Source organism: Actinomadura gamaensis (assembly GCF_042652125.1).
GTDB lineage: Bacteria > Actinomycetota > Actinomycetes > Streptosporangiales > Streptosporangiaceae > Spirillospora > Spirillospora gamaensis.
Genome location: NZ_JBHSIT010000002.1, coordinates 93,743 through 109,884, shown reverse-complemented (window position 1 = coordinate 109,884; position 16,142 = coordinate 93,743). Strand labels below are relative to the sequence as shown.

The window sequence follows — 16,142 nt, the reverse complement described above, 5'->3', positions numbered from 1 at the left end:
GATCGCGTCTGTTGACCTTGTCCTTCAGAGGTGACGTTCATGGCCGCACCCGCCTCGTCGTCCGCCATCCACCAGAACATCCCCGCACCGAGGGCACGCCGGCGTCACGATCCGGACCAGCGGGCACGCGAGGCCGACCTCAACCGCTTGCGCACTACCCTCATTGCCCTCGGCGTCCGGACCCGCCTCACCAGGCCCCGCAGCGGGATCTGGCGGTTGCGCCTCCACAAGAACGGCTGGCACGAGACGGTGATGTGCGCAGGCAGCGAAGGCACCTACGCCTACGTCACCGCACACGGCCGCCTCCTCGGCCCGACCGCCGACGTCCACTCCATCGCCCGCCTGCTCGTCTGGATGCTGGACCACCAGCAGCGATGACACCTTCGACTCCCGCACCGACCGGACGTGGCGCCGACGCCCTCAGCAGTGCCGGCGCCAGCCGGGCCGACGCCGAGCGACGCGGCCAGATCGCCGTCCTCCGCGGCATCGCCGACCACCAGATCCGGCAGCTCCACGACGGTCGGCTGGCCTGGGCGGACTTCCTCGACCTGGCCGACCGCCACGGGCGTCACGGTTTCACCAACGTCCTGCTGGTCAACGCCCAGCGGACGGCGGCGACGGACGTACGCCGCTACGACGACTGGAAGGCCCAAGGACATCAGGTACGCAAGAACGAACGCGGCATCCGCGTCATCTCCCGCCGCGGCGTGCCCTACTCCGTCTTCGACGTCACGCAGACCGACGGACCGACTCCGGCCCCCTCACCCCGCACACCCACACCCGCCTCCGAGGCGCTGGAGCGCCTCGTCCAGCTCGCCGCCGACCTGGAGGTCTACGTGGATCGCGGCGGCTGGCCCTACCTCGGACGCCCCGACCGCCGAGTTCCCCTCCCGGGCGAACTGAGCGACGACCTAGCCTTGGCCGTCCTCGCTCATCAGCTCGCGCACGTTCTCCAACGCGGCGAACACTTCGATCCGCAAGAGGGCACGCCCTGCCGCGGCGCCCGCCGCGTCCGCGCCGACTCCATCGCCTACCTCACCCTGGCCCACCTCGGGGCAGACACCAGGAAGTTCACTTTCCCGTCCGTCACCGCCTGGGCCGGAACCGACAAACGCGCGCGCCCGTTGACCGCCGTCCAAACAGTGGGAGCACAGGTCGTCCGAACGGCCGAACACTTCCGACGGCGCTTGAGCAGCCCGCCGAGCACCAGCACACCGCTCGCCCCCGCACCCCGAACCCGGCCACCTTCGACATCATCACCTCAGCGCGAAGACCTGATCGACGCCCTCAGCCAAGCGCACAAGTTCTTCCGCGACCACCTGGCCACGAGCTGGTGTCCGGCGTACCTAGCCGAGCGCGGCATTCCCAGCAGCGCGCTGGACGCCTGGGCAATCGGATACGCCCCCGCCAACGGGCTCGTCCAACACCTCAAATCCCTCGGTTTCACCGACGCCACCCTGCACGAAGCCGGCCTGACCAGGGACTCCCCCGCCGGCCCGCGTCCCCTGTTCGCCGACCGGCTCATGCTCCCGCTCCGCACCCCGGACGGCACGGTCGTCGGCTTCATCGGCCGACGCCACGACACCGGCCGAGGCCCCAAATACCTCAACACGCCCGCGACCGCCCTCTTCGACAAGAGCCAAACCCTGTTCGGCCTCTCCGAGGGCCGAGATCAGCTGGCCGCCGGAACCCGCCCCCTCATCGTCGAGGGCCCGCTGGACGTCCTGGCCGTCCGCATCGCCGCACCAGACGAGTACGTGCCCCTTGCCCCCTGCGGTACCGCAATCACCGCCCAACAGCTGGCGCACCTGAGCCAGCACGCCGCCCTCGACACCGTCGGCCTGGTCCTCGCACTGGACGGCGACGAAGCCGGCCAGCGCGCCATGCTGCGCGCCTGGAAAACGCTGCAGCAGATCAAAGGACCAGTCGACGCGGTCGTTCTTCCCAAAGACCGCGACCCAGCCGACATCCTGCGCTACCAAGGATCCATGAGCGTGCGCGAGTCACTACGTTCTGTATCCCCGCTCCCCGACCTGGTCGTCGACGCCCAGATCGAGCGCATCGGCGGGACGCTCGAACACGCCGAAGCCCGAGTGGCAGCAGCCCGCGCCGCCGCCACCCTGATCGCCCAGATGCCCCCGGCTCAGATCACCCGCCAAGTCCCCCGCATCGCGACCGCGACCGGCGTCCCCCACGACATCATCACCACGCTCGTCACCGACGCGATCAGCCATGACAGTTCGCCCCCAGCCGACCCCACCCGGCCTCGCAGCCGATCAAGCGCGACCTCAAACCCCAGAAGTAGGAGAAGGCAATGAGCCAAGAGCAGCACCCCGACCCGTTCACCGAAGGTCTCACCATCGCCGGCCAGCGCTTAGTGCAAGCGCTCACGATCGCGACAGTGGTCAAACAGGGCCAGGACGCACTCACACGCCGGTTAGCCGCAGCACGCCGCGCCAAGGACGAAGCGGCAGCGCAACGCGAAGAAGCCCTCGCTCGCGCGATCCGCGACGAGGCGCGAGCGCGCTGGGTTCCTGCTCACGACCGCGAGTGGCTAGGCCAGGCCGATCTCTACGAAACCGGTCAAGCCTGGACGGCCACGCTTCCCTACCTCGACACGGTCGCCTCCGCACGCTCGGCCGCCGAGAAATGCGAAGCCCGCCTGCGCGAACTTCACCCTTACGCCATGCACCGCTACGACGAGCTTCGCGCAGAGGGCAAGGATCGCTTGGAGGCGATGCAAGGGGCCGCCCCGTTCTTCGCCAACGCGCCACACACCCGTCCCGGCGACGTCCCAGCCCGTCAGCAGGCCCTCCCGGCAGGGACCGGGACTCGATGGGCAGCGAACCCTCACGGCCCCACCCGGGCGGATCTGGAGAAGGCTCAAGAGCGCGAACGAGCACTGGAGATCACCAAGAGGCTCCGGGACAAGGTTCGCGAGAAGGGCCACGACCCGAGCGCGGCCGAGCTGCGCACGATGCTCGAGGTCACCACCAACCTCCCAGAAGACGTGATCACCGAGGTGGTCCCTCTCCGCTCCGGACGCGGAGCAGGCAGCGGCATCGACACCCCTGAGGCTGCTCTCGCCGACGCGGCCTTCCCGTTCACCATCGACGAAGCCCTCGCCATGCAATCCGCGCGCCCCGTCGGCCAACCGCCATTCCGACGTCACCCGAACCAGGTTCCCGAGCGAAACCGTCGCCGCAACCTCTGAGCAGGCTGGAGTCAACCACATGCAACTCCCAATGGGCGGCGCGGGACTCGCACTCGTAGTCGTCGTCATCGTCTTCGCGCTGACCGTCGCGTTCCTTCCCACGCTGATCGCAACAGTCCGCGGCGTCGACACCGAGCATGTCCTGATCTTCGGCCTGCTCAACGTCCTCGCCTGCCCGACGATCGTCGGCTGGTTCGTCCTGCTCGCCTACGCCATCAAGTGGCCCACCCGCAAAGCCGCAAGACCACTCCATCGCGCAGATCACCCCAGCAGCTCGTGCAGGACGAGTCGCCATTAGACATAAGGCGCCTCCTACGTGTCCACCACCCACCACCCACCACCAGAAACGCTGCCCCAAACCCACGATCACCCCAGCAAGTCCATCGATCGTCACGCCAGCCCAATGACCGACAACATCCCCATCCGCGTTTACACCACCCGCGGCCACATCAACACCCACGCACCCGACCCCGAAAACCCTCCAAAACCAAGCCACCGACCAAGCCGCCTGACGACAAAGGGCCAGCCCCGGCAAACCGGCTACTACCTCAGCCAGGACCCCTCAGACCCACACTGAACAACCCGCCCAGCCCTGCGCAGACCCGCCCCGCATCGCCAACTCACACCATGGCTCGTCCCACGCGAACAGGCAGCCGAACACCAGCCGCGAACGTTCACATCGGTGACTGCTGAATCGCTTGAAGCGCCTGGTGGGCGGCTTCCTCGGCCGTCCCGGTCGCGTCGAAATCGAGCACGACCGTCTCATCGGCGTAGATCCGCGCCAAAGCGGCGGACCATTCCTGGTGGGAGTGCAAGAGAGGACGAACGGCCTCTTCCTTGTCGTCATCGCGCTGGTACAGGGTGCTGCCGCAGTCACCGCAAAGGCCGTCCTGAACGTCGTCGTCATCGACGTGCCAGAGCCGATGGCACTCGCCGCAGGACCGTCGGCCCGACCACTGCCGCAGAACCTGCTCGTAGTCCACCACCGGACGCAGAACCAGATCCAGCCCGACACCGAACTCGGCGGCGAGCATCTGATTGAACGCGTGAGCTTGAGGCACCGTGCAGGGAAACCCGTCCAGCACGAACCCGTCACGAACACCGTCCAGCGCGAGCTGCTCACCCACCATCGCGACCATCACCTCGTCGGCGATGGCCTCCCCGCGGTCCAGGTAAGCCTTGGCCTGCCACCAGAGGTCGGTACGGTCTCGGAAGTTGACGCGGAAAGCGTCGCCCGCCGAGAACCTCGGGAGGGACAGCTGCGAGGCGAGCAGCGCGGCCGGCCGCTCCTTGCCCATAACCGGGGCGGCGATCACGAAGATGCACAGCTCCGTCATCCTCACCTGGTCAACCTCGCTATCGGGGGAGTAGAGCAAGCAGCCACAGGACAGGCAGCGGCCAGATCACCACTACCGACCCGAAGAGCATCTCAGACGCCTGATCATGCGGGAGGTCCTCCGCACTCGGGGCTTGGATACGTCAGAGAACGGCCGTTGAGCTCTACGAAGCGGAGTTCGCCGGGCTGGTCTCCACTGGCGAGCTTGATCAGCTCGTAGGTGCCGGTCGATCCGCCACGTCTCGGGGGAAGGGCGAATCCGGACTGTGACCCGAGCTGGTTAATGGCGTAGTGCGTGGTGGTACCGGCCAATGGCCCGTCGAGACGGATCGCTGTGCAGAGTTCGATCTCGGGCATGCGGACGACCTTGGAGAGGCCGTAGCGTGCGGCGAGTTGCTCCTCGCTGAGATGCGGATCGACCAACTCGTGCTCTCCGTCAGGAAAGACCAGCAGGTGACTGCCGTCGGCGCTCACCGGGACTCTGCTCAGGAGTCCAGGAGTTTCGTCCACGTTCGATCTTCTCAAGCCCGGTGCCTGCGGCACCGGGCTCGAAGCTCCGACCTCTTCGGATGCCATGCGTCGCGCAACTCGCTGACCGGCGGCATGCCGGATCAGCTCCAGGACGAGACGGCCCAAGACGGCCTCCGCCACTACGGTTCGCAGGAATCCGCAGGTCGGCTGGCCGGGCTGGTCCTACCGCCGTCCGGGCCGGCCTGTTGTTGATCAAGCCCGGTCCCCCCTTGGTCCGGCCTGGCCTGGGGTGACAGCATGAACGGTGTGGCAGGTGAACCAGGTCGGCGGAGCAGGTCGCTGGATTTGCTGATGATCCGGGCCGATGTCGAGGCGTTCAGTGCCGCGCTCGCCCCTGCCATCGCGCGTCTGGCCCTGTGGAACGACCAAGCCCACACGACCGCCAGCGAACACCTGACCGAGGTTCTGGCGGTCGATGACGTACAGGCCTTCCTGCGGCTACGGGACGGCTCAAGCGGGCAGATTGGACCCATCATCCAGTTCCTGACAACGGGCCACTTCCCCTACGACGGGTTCGAGGTACTGCCCGACGGAAGGCACGTACCGGTGGTGATGCAGGAGACCCTGGACAGCGGGCGGCTGGCGTATACGTGGTTCCCCGACGAACAGACACCCGAAATCCGCGAACGTTTCACCGCCCTGGCCGAGCTGGCCTTCCGGCACGTCCGCGCGGTCACCCACCCCCACGTCGCCAGGCGCCTGGACGGCAGCCACTGGCGCAACTGCCGGATCGGCTCCCACGCCAAACAGTGGCTGCGCGAAGACCCACCCGAGGTATCCGCAACAACAGCGTCCTGCTGAAACTCACCAAGCCCTGACCCCGATCAACACCGACCTGCATCCGCCGGTTCTCCCCCACACTCTTCACTTCTAGGCTGACCCCAAAGGGACGCACGGGGAGAAGAACGGAACGTCATGAGTCGCGAACCAGATCCTGCTGTTCTCTACCCGGACGTGGTCGCACACGGCAGCCTGGCTGCGGCACTCCAAGCCGCAGCCGACGACCAAGGCATGTTCCTTCCGCTGGCTGTCACCCCCTCCGATCCACTGCGGCACGCCACGATCCACAGTGTCGTCCCGCATCGCCACTCGTCCTACGTCACCGCCTGGCATCACAAGCGGAGATGGTCCCTCAGGGGTGCGTCCAACAACAGAGTCATGATCTGCGGAAACACCGCCGACCTGTATGGACTTCCCCGTGTGATCCGCGGCTGGGCCGAAGGAGCACCCCTCGAAGAGATCGGACAGGCCGCGTCCTTCGACCTGCTGACCGGACGTTTCGAGGTCCCCGACAACAACCCCGCCGACGTCACCGCCTCAGAATGGCAATGCATGCGCAAGGACGCCGCCACCGTCGGCTGGCCCCAGTATCAGGCACTCATCGAAACCGCCCACGCCGAACCGAAACTCCGCAGGCTCTACCCCTACACCAACCACTGGGCCCTCGGCTTCGCCGCGCCCGACCTCCCCTACAACACCCCGGCCTTCGTCTCGATCGAACCACCCCGGGGCACCGGCGACTACACCATCAGACAATGGTGGAACGGCCCCGCCCTCCACCACGTCCCCACACCCGCCGAAGCAGTCGCCATCGCCGTCGGCCGAATCCCCGCCGACCTGCTGCAGGGATCCTCCGATGCGCCCGCTTCAAACGCCTAACGTCGCCCCCCACCGCCGCAGACGGTCGGCGAACCTGGCCGCAGCCGGACCCAACACCACGGCCGAACCCTTCTCCCGAACCTCCGAACAGCGAAATCCGATGGCCCAAGGGCCGCATACCGGGCACAGTGTGCTGCCATGGTCTATGTGCTGTGGCACATCCATCATCGAGCCGAGGACGAGACAGGAAGCATCGTCCACCGTGACGACAACGGCGAGCTGTCGATTCTCTGAACCTGCTGGCGCGCGGAGTTCCCGCAACTCGGACGGCCGAGACAAACGGCATCTCGCTCATATCGACCGCTGCACTGAACGTCCGGGTATGCGGCTCAGCATTCTCCTGGCCCTCCTCGAGCGGCGGCCAGCACCAACACCCGCACATCGACCCCCAGGAGACCACCGAGCACATCATCGCCACACTCGGCTCAACCAACTGCCCCACCGCCCGCTGACCACCAGCCGGTCCCGGACTGACCGCGACGGCGGGAGGTCAACCCCAGAGCTCTCCCGGACGGGGACGCGTCGTCATAACGCCGCATTCCCGTCCTTTACGCGGAACCTGCGCAACCATCCGTCCAGGCAAGGGCGTGTGCTCCCGAAGGAACTTTTTCCGATCCAGCTGCGACTGGGACCATGCTGACGTGACTCCCGAAAGCACCAGAAGAAGATCTCTAACCTTCAACGAGATGCACAGTCAGTCTGAAATCCAACTGAATGAAAACCGCCACTCCCGCCCACAAACTTCCTGGTCATCAAGTGTCGGCCCCGCGCACGCGGGGATGTTCCGAGCGTTAGGGAGCTTCAGGAGCTTTCCAAGGCGTCGGCCCCGCGCACGCGGGGATGGGTCCCGCGACGGCCCTGGGGCTGGGTGTATGGAGCGATGTCCGCTCCGTCAAACTGCCGGGCTCGGCCCTCCGACCGGACAGTCAAGGACACCTCGGTCGGGTCCGCCACAGAGGCGGGGCGTAGTGGCTGGGACGTGTCGTGATGAGTCGTGCACGCAGCTGCGCGGCAGCGGTGTGGCGCAGTGAGAAGGCTTCAGCGAGGCGTCGGAAGGTCAAGTAGTCGATGCCTCGAGCAGCGGCCTGCTGCTCGAATGCCCGCACCTGCTCGTCGTCGGGCAACTGGCAGGGCGACGCTCGACGACGGATGGCAGCGACCTTCAGCCGCTCGAAGTCGATTTCAGAAAAGCCGCAGTACCGGCGGACGACCATCTCGGCTTCCTCCATACTCCTCGTGCTCTGTAACGCCCGCGCGACGGGATTGAGGGTTGAGGCTCTTGCCAGGGAGATGCGGTACACGTTCGGGCTTCGGTCAGTGAGAAGAACCGGGACGCCGTCTCCTCGGATCTCGGCTTTCCCGCGCGCCCCGCGCGCTGCAGCGACCAGCAGCGCGCTCGCTTCCGAAGGGTGCCAGTCAAGGATGTGCCCATGTCGATCAACGTGGGCCGCGGTGAGCCGGAGCGCCAGGTCGTCTCCTGCACGCGCGAGCACTTCGGCCTCGGTGAGCTCGCCATCGAGCCCGGGCCCGGCGACCAGAACCGTCACGGGGACGTCCAGTCCGTCGCAGGCCGCCAAGATCAGGCCGTCAGCGAGCGGACTGCGCAACCCGGCTTCGTCTCCCCGAGCGAGGATGTCTCCGCCGACGTCGACCACTTCGACACTGCGGGCGTCGGTCACGGTAGCGATCACACGAATCTGAGCGCGTAACCCCACAGCGCCTCCTACCGCGTCCAACAGGAGCAACGGCACATCGAGCTCGACCGCCAGGCGAGGGAGAGTCGATCCGGCGGGCGGTAGGGGTCGCGTGATCTCCGTGATCACGGCGACGCCGGCGCCGATGCGTCCGAGTCCAGTGAAGTCGGCCGTCCCCCGCGGTCCCGGCCTTGGGTCGACGGCGAGCCGATCCCACGCCCAGGTGGCGATCGCTGCCGGCTCGCTGGCAGACGCCCGACCTACGGCGGTCGCATCGTGAATGAGAGCGGCGGCCAGCGCATCTCCCCCACCACCCGCCGCGATCAGGAGCCGGGACATATCCCGCAGCCTAGGGTCGACTCGACGGCCCCTGGCTAAGATGGTGGCCAGTGGATCTATCCACTCTCACATCCGGGAGGCGCCACGTGCCTGAACTGGAGCAGTCGCTGCCGAAGTACCTGCAGATCGCCGCGTACATCCGTGATCAGATCCTCCGCGGAGATCTGGGCGCCGGCGACGAGGTCCCGTCAGAGCGGCAGATCGCCGCCCACTGGGACGTGTCGCGTCCGACGGCGACCAAGGCACTGGAAGCGCTCCGAACGCAAGGCCTCGTCGAGTCGCGTCGCGGCTCTGGTACCTACGTCCTTGACCTGTACGGGCTGCACCGCCGCGCCCGGGAGCGTTACCAACGAGCATCCCAGACCGGACGGATCTATCCGCCGACCGAGCGTGCTGAGATCGTCGCGTCGGAACTGGTGACCGCGCCCGCACACGTCGCCGAGGCGCTGACTCTTCCGGACGGCGCCAGAGCGCTGCGGCGGCAGCGCATCGTCTTCCGCGATGACCGGCCAGTGGAGATCTCTGTCTCCTGGTATGCCGAAGCCGTCGCCGAGCGGGCACCGCTGCTGAAGGACCGGGCACGTATCCGGGAGGGCACGGTCGCCTACCTGGAGGGCGCCACCAACCGGCGGGCGCGGCACGGGCATGACCGGGTGTCGGCTCGTTTGGCCGACGAGGACGAGTTGGAGGTCTTCGGACTGGCCGGGCCGGCGGCCGTCCTGGTCGTGCGGCACACCGTGTACGACATGGATGAGCGTCCCATGGAGTTCGCCGAAGCCGTGTACCCGCCCGACGCGTGGACCTTCGAAGAGACCTACATGATCCACTGACGATCGTTTCTCGGAAGTCATTGCCGACCGTAGTGGCCTATGCCACTCTGAGTGAGTGGCATAGGCCACTATCCGGATCGCCCGAATGGCTAGCCGGAGACGGAGTCTCACTCCCCCGATAGCAGGCGGCCCCGGCCGGTGATGCGACCACCGGCCGGGACCTCTTCGGACACTGGAGGTCCGACTTGAAACAGGATCCCACGGGGCCCACGACGAACACCACGCTCCAGCCCGCCCCGGGCCAGCACCCGGCCCGCGCGCAGTGGACCCCCAGATGAGAGCCCAGAACCCCGCCGATCTTCCGTACGGCGGCGCATGCGCTTGGCCGCTGCCATCCGACGAACGGTGCGCTCATGTAGCGCGAGCCGCACTGCGCCGCGCGATGGAGGCGCTGCGCTTCGACACTGACGCTCTGGACAGTGCCGAACTCGCTGTCAGCGAACTCGCGACCAATGCCCTCCAGCACGCCGCCAGTCGTCGGCCGCTGCCGCCGCACTCGGTCAGCGAACTGGCGATATGGGCACGCCTGTCACCCCGGCCCGAACTGGTGATCTCGGTGTTCGACCTCGACCGCCAGGTCATTCCGCGCCCCGGCGACGGCCCTCTGCTGGCCGAGGGCGGACGCGGCATGACCATCGTCGGAGCCGTCACCAGCGGCTGGGGTTCCCACCCGTCCCGGTCCCGCCTGGCACCTCAGCCACGCTCCGGCAAAGCCGTCTGGATGGCGATGCCGCTCCCCTCGAACTGGCCGCGCCCGACTGGCCCGATCTTCCCCGCCGTTGCCGCGCAGCGCCTGACCATGAACCTGTCGGCACGGGGAGTCGCCACGCACCGCACCACGGAAAGCACGGGAATCTCGCTGGTCGACGCGTCGGGCTTGAACATCTGGGTCCGTCCGTCGGTCTTCTCCTGGACCGGTCCGAACGGAACCTGCCACGGTCATCCGCTCATCGATCTCCAGGAGACCACCGAGCACATCATCGCCACGCTCGACTCGACCAACTGCCCCACCGTCCGCTGATCACCAGCCGGTCCGGACTGACCGCGACCGCGGAAGGTCATCCCCAGAGCTCTTCCGGACGGGGACGCGTCGTCACACCGCCGCGTCCCCGTCCTTCACGCCGAACCTGCGCAACCGTCCGTCCAGGAACGGGCGCTCCCGAAGGAACTTTCCCCGACCCAGCTGCGACTGGGACCATGATGAGGTGACCCGCGAAGCACCAGGAGAAGATCTCTAACCTTCAATGAGATGCGCAGTCAGTCTGGAAATCCAACTGAATGAAAACCGCCGCTCCCGCCCACGAACCTCCTGGTCAGCAAGTGTCGGCCCCGCGCACGCGGGGATGGTCCGTCCGCGAGGGACGCGTCATCGGCGTTCCAGAGGTCGGCCCCGCGCACGCGGGGATGGTCCCTAGCCTATGGCGTATTCGCATCGGCTAGTGCAGTCGGCCCCGCGCACGCGGGGATGGTCCCACCTTCGTAAGGGCCCGCTGTCCGTCCTCCGCGTCGGCCCCGCGCACGCGGGGATGGTCCGACCGTCCGTGTCCAGGCCCTGTGTCCCAGCGGGTCGGCCCCGCGCACGCGGGGATGGTCCCCTCCGCCGGGGCCGCGCGGCACCCCCCCTCATGTCGGCCCCGCGCACGCGGGGATGGTCCGCCCGTCCACACCATCGCCGGGTTCGCCACCCCGTCGGCCCCGCGCACGCGGGGATGGTCCGTCGCCGTAGTTGCCGGCGAGCCTGACCAGCCAGTCGGCCCCGCGCACGCGGGGATGGTCCCAGCCGAATTCCTCGGCGTCCGCCGTCTCGCCGGTCGGCCCCGCGCACGCGGGGATGGTCCGACTCCGCTGTACATGCAGGCGGCCGTGGGCGAGTCGGCCCCGCGCACGCGGGGATGGTCCGCCGTGCGAGCCCGGTCCGGTCGAACGCCAGTCGTCGGCCCCGCGCACGCGGGGATGGTCCGAAACCGCGCCGCGTCCACCTCTCTTTACCGGGGTCGGCCCCGCGCACGCGGGGATGGTCCGTACCGTCCCGCCATGCTCACACTCCCGACCTCGTCGGCCCCGCGCACGCGGGAATGGTCCTCTCCGCGATCCTGGCGTCCTGGTCGCGCTCGGGTCGGCCCCGCGCACGCGGGGATGGTCCTGCTGGAACAGCGCCTCGACATTCCCCTGCAACGTCGGCCCCGCGCACGCGAGGATGGTCCCGGCGTGACGTCCGTCCCGCCGCTGATTGATCCGTCGGCCCCGCGCACGCGGGGATGGTCCGGCGGTGCGGCGGGTCAGCCGTGGTAGTCCCGCGTCGGCCCCGCGCACGCGGGGATGGTCCAGCGTCAGCTCGGCCGTACCGCACTCCGGGCAGGTCGGCCCCGCGTGCGCGGGGATGGTCCGGGCGCGTCGTGACCGAGACCGCCGCAGCCACGGTCGGCCCCGCGCACGCGTGGATGGTCCTCTTCCCGTACGCGTCCGGTCTCGGCATGGACGGTCGGCCCCGCGCACGCGGGGATGGCCCAACACCGTGCGCCTCGTCCAGAACGGCTCTGGAGGTTGAGTGCCGAACGGTGTGCTGGCTCGCAGGAGTGCTAGTTGGTGGTCGGGTCGGCGAGGAGCTGTTGGGCGAGTTGGTCTAGGTGGAGGGCGTGGCTGGCTTTGATGAGGACGACGTCGCCGGGTTTCAGGATGGGTTGAAGCGCGTTGTGTGCTGCGGCGTGGTCGTGGACGGTGACGGTCGGCAAATCGGCTCTGGTCTGGCGGGCGGCGTCGGCGAGGGTGTGGGCGTCGGTGGTGCCGACGGTGATGAGGTGGTCGATGCCCAGGGTGGCGGCGAGGCAGCCGAGTTGGGTGTGGGCCTGGTGGCTGTGGTCGCCGAGTTCGCGCATCTCGCCCAGGACGGCGATGGTGCGGCGGCCGTTGGCCAGGGCGGTCGCGGTGTGGAGGCCGGCGGTCATGGAGTCGGGGTTGGCGTTGAAGGCGTCGTTGATGATGGTGACGCCGTCGGCGCGTTCGAGTACTTGAAAGCGTCCGGACGACAGGGGCTGGGCCTGGCTGAGGGCGGTGGCGATGGCGGGGGTGGGCATGCCGACGCCGTGGGCGACCGCGGCTGCGGCCAGAGCGTTGCAGACCTGGTGTGCGCCGTGGACCTGGAGGGCGACCGGGGCGGTGCCGCTCGGGGTGGTCAGGGTGAAACGGGCCCGGCCGCGGTCGAGGGTGACGTCGGTGGCGCGGACGGTGGCGTCGGGGGTGCGGCCGAACATCACGAGAGGGGCCTTGGTGCGGGTGCCCATTGCGGCGACCAGCACGTCGTCGGCGTTCAGCACGGCCAACCCGTCGCTGGGCAGGGCTTCGAGGAGTTCGCCTTTGGCGGTGGCGATCGCCTCGCGTCCGCCGAACTCGCCGACGTGCGCGGTGCCGATGTTGAGGACCAGGCCGATGCGGGGCGGGACCAGGGCGGTGAGGTGGGCGATGTGGCCGATGTGGCGCGCGCCCATCTCCAGCACCAGGTAGCGGGTGTCGGGTTCGGCGCGCAGGACGGTCAGCGGCAGACCGATCTCGTTGTTGAACGAGCGGTCGGTCGCCACCGTGGGCGCGTGCTGCTGCAGGACCTGCAGGAGCAGGTCTTTGGTGGAGGTCTTGCCGGACGAGCCGGTCAGACCGATCACCGTCGTGTCGGTCAGGCGGCTGGCGACGGCGTGGGCGAGCAAGCCCAGCGCCGCGGTGACGTCCTGCACCAGGACGGCCGGGACGCCGACCGGGCGGGTGGCCAGGACGGCGGTGGCGCCGGCGGCGACCGCTCGCGGGGCGTAGTGGTGGCCGTCGGTGTGGTCGCCGGGCAGGGCCGCGAACAGTCCGCCGGGCTGGACGAGCCGGGAGTCGATCACCGCGGGGGCGGTGACCCGGGCGGTGGGATCGGGCACCGCGTCCAGTCGTCCGTCGACGGTGCGGGCGATCTCTTCCAGGGTCAGCGGGATCACAAGGCGTCTCCAGTGAGCGGACGAGGCTGGACGGTTCATTGTTGCTGATCAGAGGCGTGCCCCTGCGGAAAGACGCGAGGCATGGTCAGGGCCGGAAGCCGTGGCCGCGGGTGGCGGTGTGCAGGATGCGAAGGACGAGGGTGTCGTAGTCAAGGCCGCCAGCGGCAGCCATGGCGGCCATGCCTCCCGCCGGGGACAGGTCGGGCAGAGTGCGGGTCTTCAGCCACCACAGCCGACCGCGGTGATCGAGGACGAAGTCGGAGCGGGAGTGGCCGCGGCAATCCAGCAGTTGATGGGCAGCGGTGGCGGCGCGGGTCAGGTCCGCATGCTGCTGGGTGGTCAACGACGCAGGACACCGAGGGATGCGCTGTTGGTTGGCGCTGGAACCGACACGTTCGTCGGTCGGCTCGATCTCCAGAGGCGGCAGCACGACGAGTTCACCGCCGGTCTGCAGAACGCCGAGCGAGAGGTGGCGTCCGGCCAGGTAGGGCTCGATGAGTAGTTCCTCGCCGCGCCTGTAGGCAGGGGCGAGTTCGGTCAGCAGGCCGCGAAGCTCATGTTCGTCGCGGGCAATGCGCAGGTCGAGTGAGCAGGTTTGGGAGGCGGGCTTGAGAACGATCGGCGCTTGGAGGACGGCGAGGATCCGGCTCGTCCAGTCGTCGGCGAAGGCTTCGGCCGGACGACTCGGCAAGGTCTCGGTGCAGTGCAGCCAAGGTGCGGCCGGCCGCACCACCGTGCGGCGCAGCAGCTTCTTGGCGGTCGGCTTGTGCGCCGCAAGCGCGGACGCCAGAACACCCGAACCGGTGTAGGGGATGTCCAGCAGTTCGAGCATGCCCTGGAGCTTGCCGTCCTGGGCGTACTGATCCGCGACGGCGAGGAACGCCACATCGGCCTTGCGGATCTCCTGACCGAACAGCGGCGCGGCGACGTCGAGTTCGGTGACGATGTATCCCTGACGACGCAGCGACTCCGCGACAGCAGCACCCGACCGGAGCGATCGTTCGCGTTCGCACGAGCGGCCTCCGGTGCACACTGCCACAACGCCTCGTCCGGGCGACACGAGGAACGACATGGAACTGCTCCTGAAAGCCTGCCGCGCCGCCGTACGAGGGAGCGGCGCGGCACGTGTTCAAAGGGCCGATTGGCGGGTCAGGACACCAGGAGAGGACTGTCGAGCAGCGCGCAGATCTGCGGTCCGAGCTCGGTGACGCGACCGGTGCCCATCGTGACGATCACGTCGCCCGGGCCGGCCAGCTCGGCCAGGAAGCGCGCGCTATCGGCCGAGATCTCGGGGGCGTCCCGCACTGGGACGTTGTGTTCGCTCAGTTCCCTGCGAATCTGCTCCAACGCGTCCGGCCCCGGGGTTGCGAACTGGCTGTGGACCGGCAGCAGGAGTACGCCCGCGCTGGTGGCCAGGGCACGTCCGAGCTCCGGGCCGAAGCGCTCGACCCGGACCGCACCGGACGGCTCGAACGCCACCCACACACGCCCTTGCGGTACAGCGATACCGCGCACGGCGGCCAGGTCGGCGGCGATGGCGGTCGGGTGGTGGGCGAAGGAGTCGACCACCACGATGCCGTGATGGTTGCCGTGCAGCGTCAACCGGCGCTCCACGCCGGGATAGGTCACCAGCGCGCGGGCCGCCAGGTCCGGCGGGACGCCGAGCAGGTGTGCGGTGGTGACGGCGCCGACCGCGTCCAGCGCCAGGTGCCGTCCGGGGAAGGGCAGGTGGACGTCGACCTGCCGTCCGCCGACTCGGGCAACGGCATGAGATCCGCCCCGGCGCGTTGTCATCTTCCCGATGACGGTGTCGGCGGCGAGGCTGCTGCCATAGGTCACCACCCGTGGCGTGACCGGGCCGCGTAGCCGTTCGATCAACATGGTGGCGCCCGGGTCATCGGTACAGAGCACGACCGTCCCGGTCACGGGCAGCCGTCGGACGAACCGCTCGAACAGTGCCAACGTGTCGTTGAGACCGTTGAGCGTCTCGGGATGGTCGTCATCGACGTTGGTGACGAGCGCTACCTGCGGCGACAGAAGCAACAACGACCGGTCGGACTCGTCCGCCTCCACCACCATCGGCCCGCGGCCGGTCCGGGCGTTGCCGACACCGACCAGCCGTCCGCCCACCGCGAAGGTCGGATCCTGGCCGGCTTCGGTGAGGATGTGAGCAAGCATCGCGGCCGTGGTGGTCTTGCCGTGCGTACCGGTCACCGCGACACCGGTCCGGTCGCGCATCAAGCTCGCCAGCGCCTGCGCCCGGTGGACCACCGGCAGCCCAGCCGCCCGGGCGCGGAGCACCTCGGCGTCGTCAGGGTCGATCGCCGACGAGACCACAGCGCACGTCGCGGCGTCCAACGCAGGACGACGACCTTCCCCACGCTTGCGGTCCCAGCCGGTGAACGCGCACCTGGCCTCGATGTACAGCGCCGCCAGCGCCGACATCCCGACTCCGTCGCACCCGATCAGGTGCGGACGGCTCACGTCCACCCCGGGCACCCACATGGGAGCCGGGGCGCCACGACGTGTATCGGTCATCGTGTTCCTTTTCTAGAGGTTGTGGTCCCCTGA

At 68.6% G+C, this 16,142-nt stretch carries 14 protein-coding genes and 1 CRISPR repeat array; of the genes, 8 read left to right on the top strand and 6 right to left on the bottom strand.

Annotated features, from left to right (window positions below; translation table 11 throughout):
- Positions 1-39 precede the first annotated feature (39 nt).
- The 4 genes from ACFPCY_RS06355 to ACFPCY_RS06340 are packed head-to-tail and all read left to right on the top strand — an operon-like array spanning position 40 to position 3,512.
- Entirely contained in the window at positions 40-378 is a 339-nt protein-coding gene (locus tag ACFPCY_RS06355; RefSeq protein ID WP_378252671.1) for a hypothetical protein, read from the top strand.
- Positions 375-2,318 (top strand): toprim domain-containing protein, encoded by a 1,944-nt coding sequence (locus tag ACFPCY_RS06350; protein ID WP_378252670.1) that lies wholly within the window; start codon positions 375-377, stop codon positions 2,316-2,318. Before ACFPCY_RS06355 ends, ACFPCY_RS06350 begins: the two co-directional genes overlap by 4 nt.
- Positions 2,315-3,214, top strand: coding sequence for a hypothetical protein (locus ACFPCY_RS06345; protein ID WP_378252669.1), 900 nt, complete (start codon positions 2,315-2,317; stop codon positions 3,212-3,214). Before ACFPCY_RS06350 ends, ACFPCY_RS06345 begins: the two co-directional genes overlap by 4 nt.
- 19 nt (positions 3,215-3,233) lie before the next feature.
- On the top strand, positions 3,234-3,512 hold the full coding sequence (locus tag ACFPCY_RS06340) for a superinfection immunity protein (protein ID WP_378252668.1): 279 nt from the start codon (positions 3,234-3,236) through the stop codon (positions 3,510-3,512).
- Positions 3,513-3,888: 376 nt separating this feature from the next.
- On the opposite strand, the gene ACFPCY_RS06335 is transcribed toward ACFPCY_RS06340, so the two are convergent.
- Both ACFPCY_RS06335 and ACFPCY_RS06330 read right to left on the bottom strand, forming a co-directional pair.
- On the bottom strand, positions 3,889-4,551 hold the full coding sequence (locus ACFPCY_RS06335) for a nucleoside monophosphate kinase (RefSeq protein ID WP_378253760.1): 663 nt from the start codon (positions 4,549-4,551) through the stop codon (positions 3,889-3,891).
- 104 nt (positions 4,552-4,655) lie between these two features.
- Positions 4,656-5,024, bottom strand: coding sequence for a hypothetical protein (locus ACFPCY_RS06330; protein ID WP_378252667.1), 369 nt, complete (start codon positions 5,022-5,024; stop codon positions 4,656-4,658).
- Between the two features lie 348 nt (positions 5,025-5,372).
- Between ACFPCY_RS06330 and ACFPCY_RS06325 the strand changes: the two genes are divergently transcribed.
- Together ACFPCY_RS06325 and ACFPCY_RS06320 are read left to right on the top strand one after the other, a co-directional pair.
- The gene (locus ACFPCY_RS06325; protein ID WP_378252665.1) at positions 5,373-5,882 is read left to right on the top strand and encodes a hypothetical protein; all 510 of its coding nucleotides are present in this window, start codon (positions 5,373-5,375) and stop codon (positions 5,880-5,882) included.
- Between the two features lie 357 nt (positions 5,883-6,239).
- Positions 6,240-6,740, top strand: a complete 501-nt coding sequence (locus ACFPCY_RS06320) for a DUF6193 family natural product biosynthesis protein (RefSeq protein ID WP_378252664.1) — start codon at positions 6,240-6,242, stop codon at positions 6,738-6,740.
- Between the two features lie 926 nt (positions 6,741-7,666).
- Here ACFPCY_RS06320 and ACFPCY_RS06315 read toward each other — a convergent pair.
- Positions 7,667-8,773 (bottom strand): DUF1152 domain-containing protein, encoded by a 1,107-nt coding sequence (locus ACFPCY_RS06315; RefSeq protein ID WP_378252663.1) that lies wholly within the window; start codon positions 8,771-8,773, stop codon positions 7,667-7,669.
- Between the two features lie 86 nt (positions 8,774-8,859).
- Between ACFPCY_RS06315 and ACFPCY_RS06310 the strand changes: the two genes are divergently transcribed.
- Positions 8,860-9,603 carry a GntR family transcriptional regulator gene (locus ACFPCY_RS06310; protein ID WP_378252662.1) on the top strand — a complete coding sequence of 248 codons (744 nt, stop codon included), beginning with the start codon at positions 8,860-8,862 and terminating at the stop codon, positions 9,601-9,603.
- A 274-nt stretch (positions 9,604-9,877) separates the two neighbouring features.
- Entirely contained in the window at positions 9,878-10,624 is a 747-nt protein-coding gene (locus ACFPCY_RS06305) for an ATP-binding protein (protein WP_378252661.1), read from the top strand.
- Between the two features lie 301 nt (positions 10,625-10,925).
- A CRISPR array of direct repeats spans positions 10,926-12,112; the repeat unit is 28 nt; unit sequence GTCGGCCCCGCGCACGCGGGGATGGTCC.
- 70 nt (positions 12,113-12,182) lie between these two features.
- Here ACFPCY_RS06305 and ACFPCY_RS06300 read toward each other — a convergent pair.
- The 3 genes from ACFPCY_RS06300 to ACFPCY_RS06290 all read right to left on the bottom strand — a co-directional run bounded on the left by ACFPCY_RS06300 (position 12,183) and on the right by ACFPCY_RS06290 (position 16,076).
- Positions 12,183-13,571, bottom strand: coding sequence for a UDP-N-acetylmuramoyl-tripeptide--D-alanyl-D-alanine ligase (locus tag ACFPCY_RS06300; RefSeq protein WP_378252660.1), 1,389 nt, complete (start codon positions 13,569-13,571; stop codon positions 12,183-12,185).
- Between the two features lie 85 nt (positions 13,572-13,656).
- Complete coding sequence (locus ACFPCY_RS06295; RefSeq protein WP_378252659.1) at positions 13,657-14,643, bottom strand: D-alanine--D-alanine ligase family protein; 987 nt, start codon at positions 14,641-14,643, stop codon at positions 13,657-13,659.
- A gap of 77 nt (positions 14,644-14,720) precedes the next feature.
- Positions 14,721-16,076: a UDP-N-acetylmuramate--L-alanine ligase gene (locus ACFPCY_RS06290; RefSeq protein ID WP_378253758.1), complete on the bottom strand. Its 1,356-nt coding sequence runs from the start codon at positions 16,074-16,076 to the stop codon at positions 14,721-14,723.
- Positions 16,077-16,142 lie beyond the last annotated feature (66 nt).

What these genes read in the sequence shown, in the direction of transcription:
- ACFPCY_RS06355 (WP_378252671.1), top strand. Translation starts at nt 40, where the DNA reads ATGGCCGCACCCGCCTCGTCGTCCGCCATCCACCAGAACATCCCCGCA.
- ACFPCY_RS06350 (WP_378252670.1), top strand. Translation starts at nt 375, where the DNA reads ATGACACCTTCGACTCCCGCACCGACCGGACGTGGCGCCGACGCCCTC.
- ACFPCY_RS06345 (WP_378252669.1), top strand. Translation starts at nt 2,315, where the DNA reads ATGAGCCAAGAGCAGCACCCCGACCCGTTCACCGAAGGTCTCACCATC.
- ACFPCY_RS06340 (WP_378252668.1), top strand. Translation starts at nt 3,234, where the DNA reads ATGCAACTCCCAATGGGCGGCGCGGGACTCGCACTCGTAGTCGTCGTC.
- ACFPCY_RS06335 (WP_378253760.1), bottom strand. Translation starts at nt 4,551, where the DNA reads ATGACGGAGCTGTGCATCTTCGTGATCGCCGCCCCGGTTATGGGCAAG.
- ACFPCY_RS06325 (WP_378252665.1), top strand. Translation starts at nt 5,373, where the DNA reads ATGATCCGGGCCGATGTCGAGGCGTTCAGTGCCGCGCTCGCCCCTGCC.
- ACFPCY_RS06320 (WP_378252664.1), top strand. Translation starts at nt 6,240, where the DNA reads ATGATCTGCGGAAACACCGCCGACCTGTATGGACTTCCCCGTGTGATC.
- ACFPCY_RS06315 (WP_378252663.1), bottom strand. Translation starts at nt 8,773, where the DNA reads ATGTCCCGGCTCCTGATCGCGGCGGGTGGTGGGGGAGATGCGCTGGCC.
- ACFPCY_RS06305 (WP_378252661.1), top strand. Translation starts at nt 9,878, where the DNA reads ATGAGAGCCCAGAACCCCGCCGATCTTCCGTACGGCGGCGCATGCGCT.
- ACFPCY_RS06295 (WP_378252659.1), bottom strand. Translation starts at nt 14,643, where the DNA reads ATGTCGTTCCTCGTGTCGCCCGGACGAGGCGTTGTGGCAGTGTGCACC.
- ACFPCY_RS06290 (WP_378253758.1), bottom strand. Translation starts at nt 16,076, where the DNA reads ATGTGGGTGCCCGGGGTGGACGTGAGCCGTCCGCACCTGATCGGGTGC.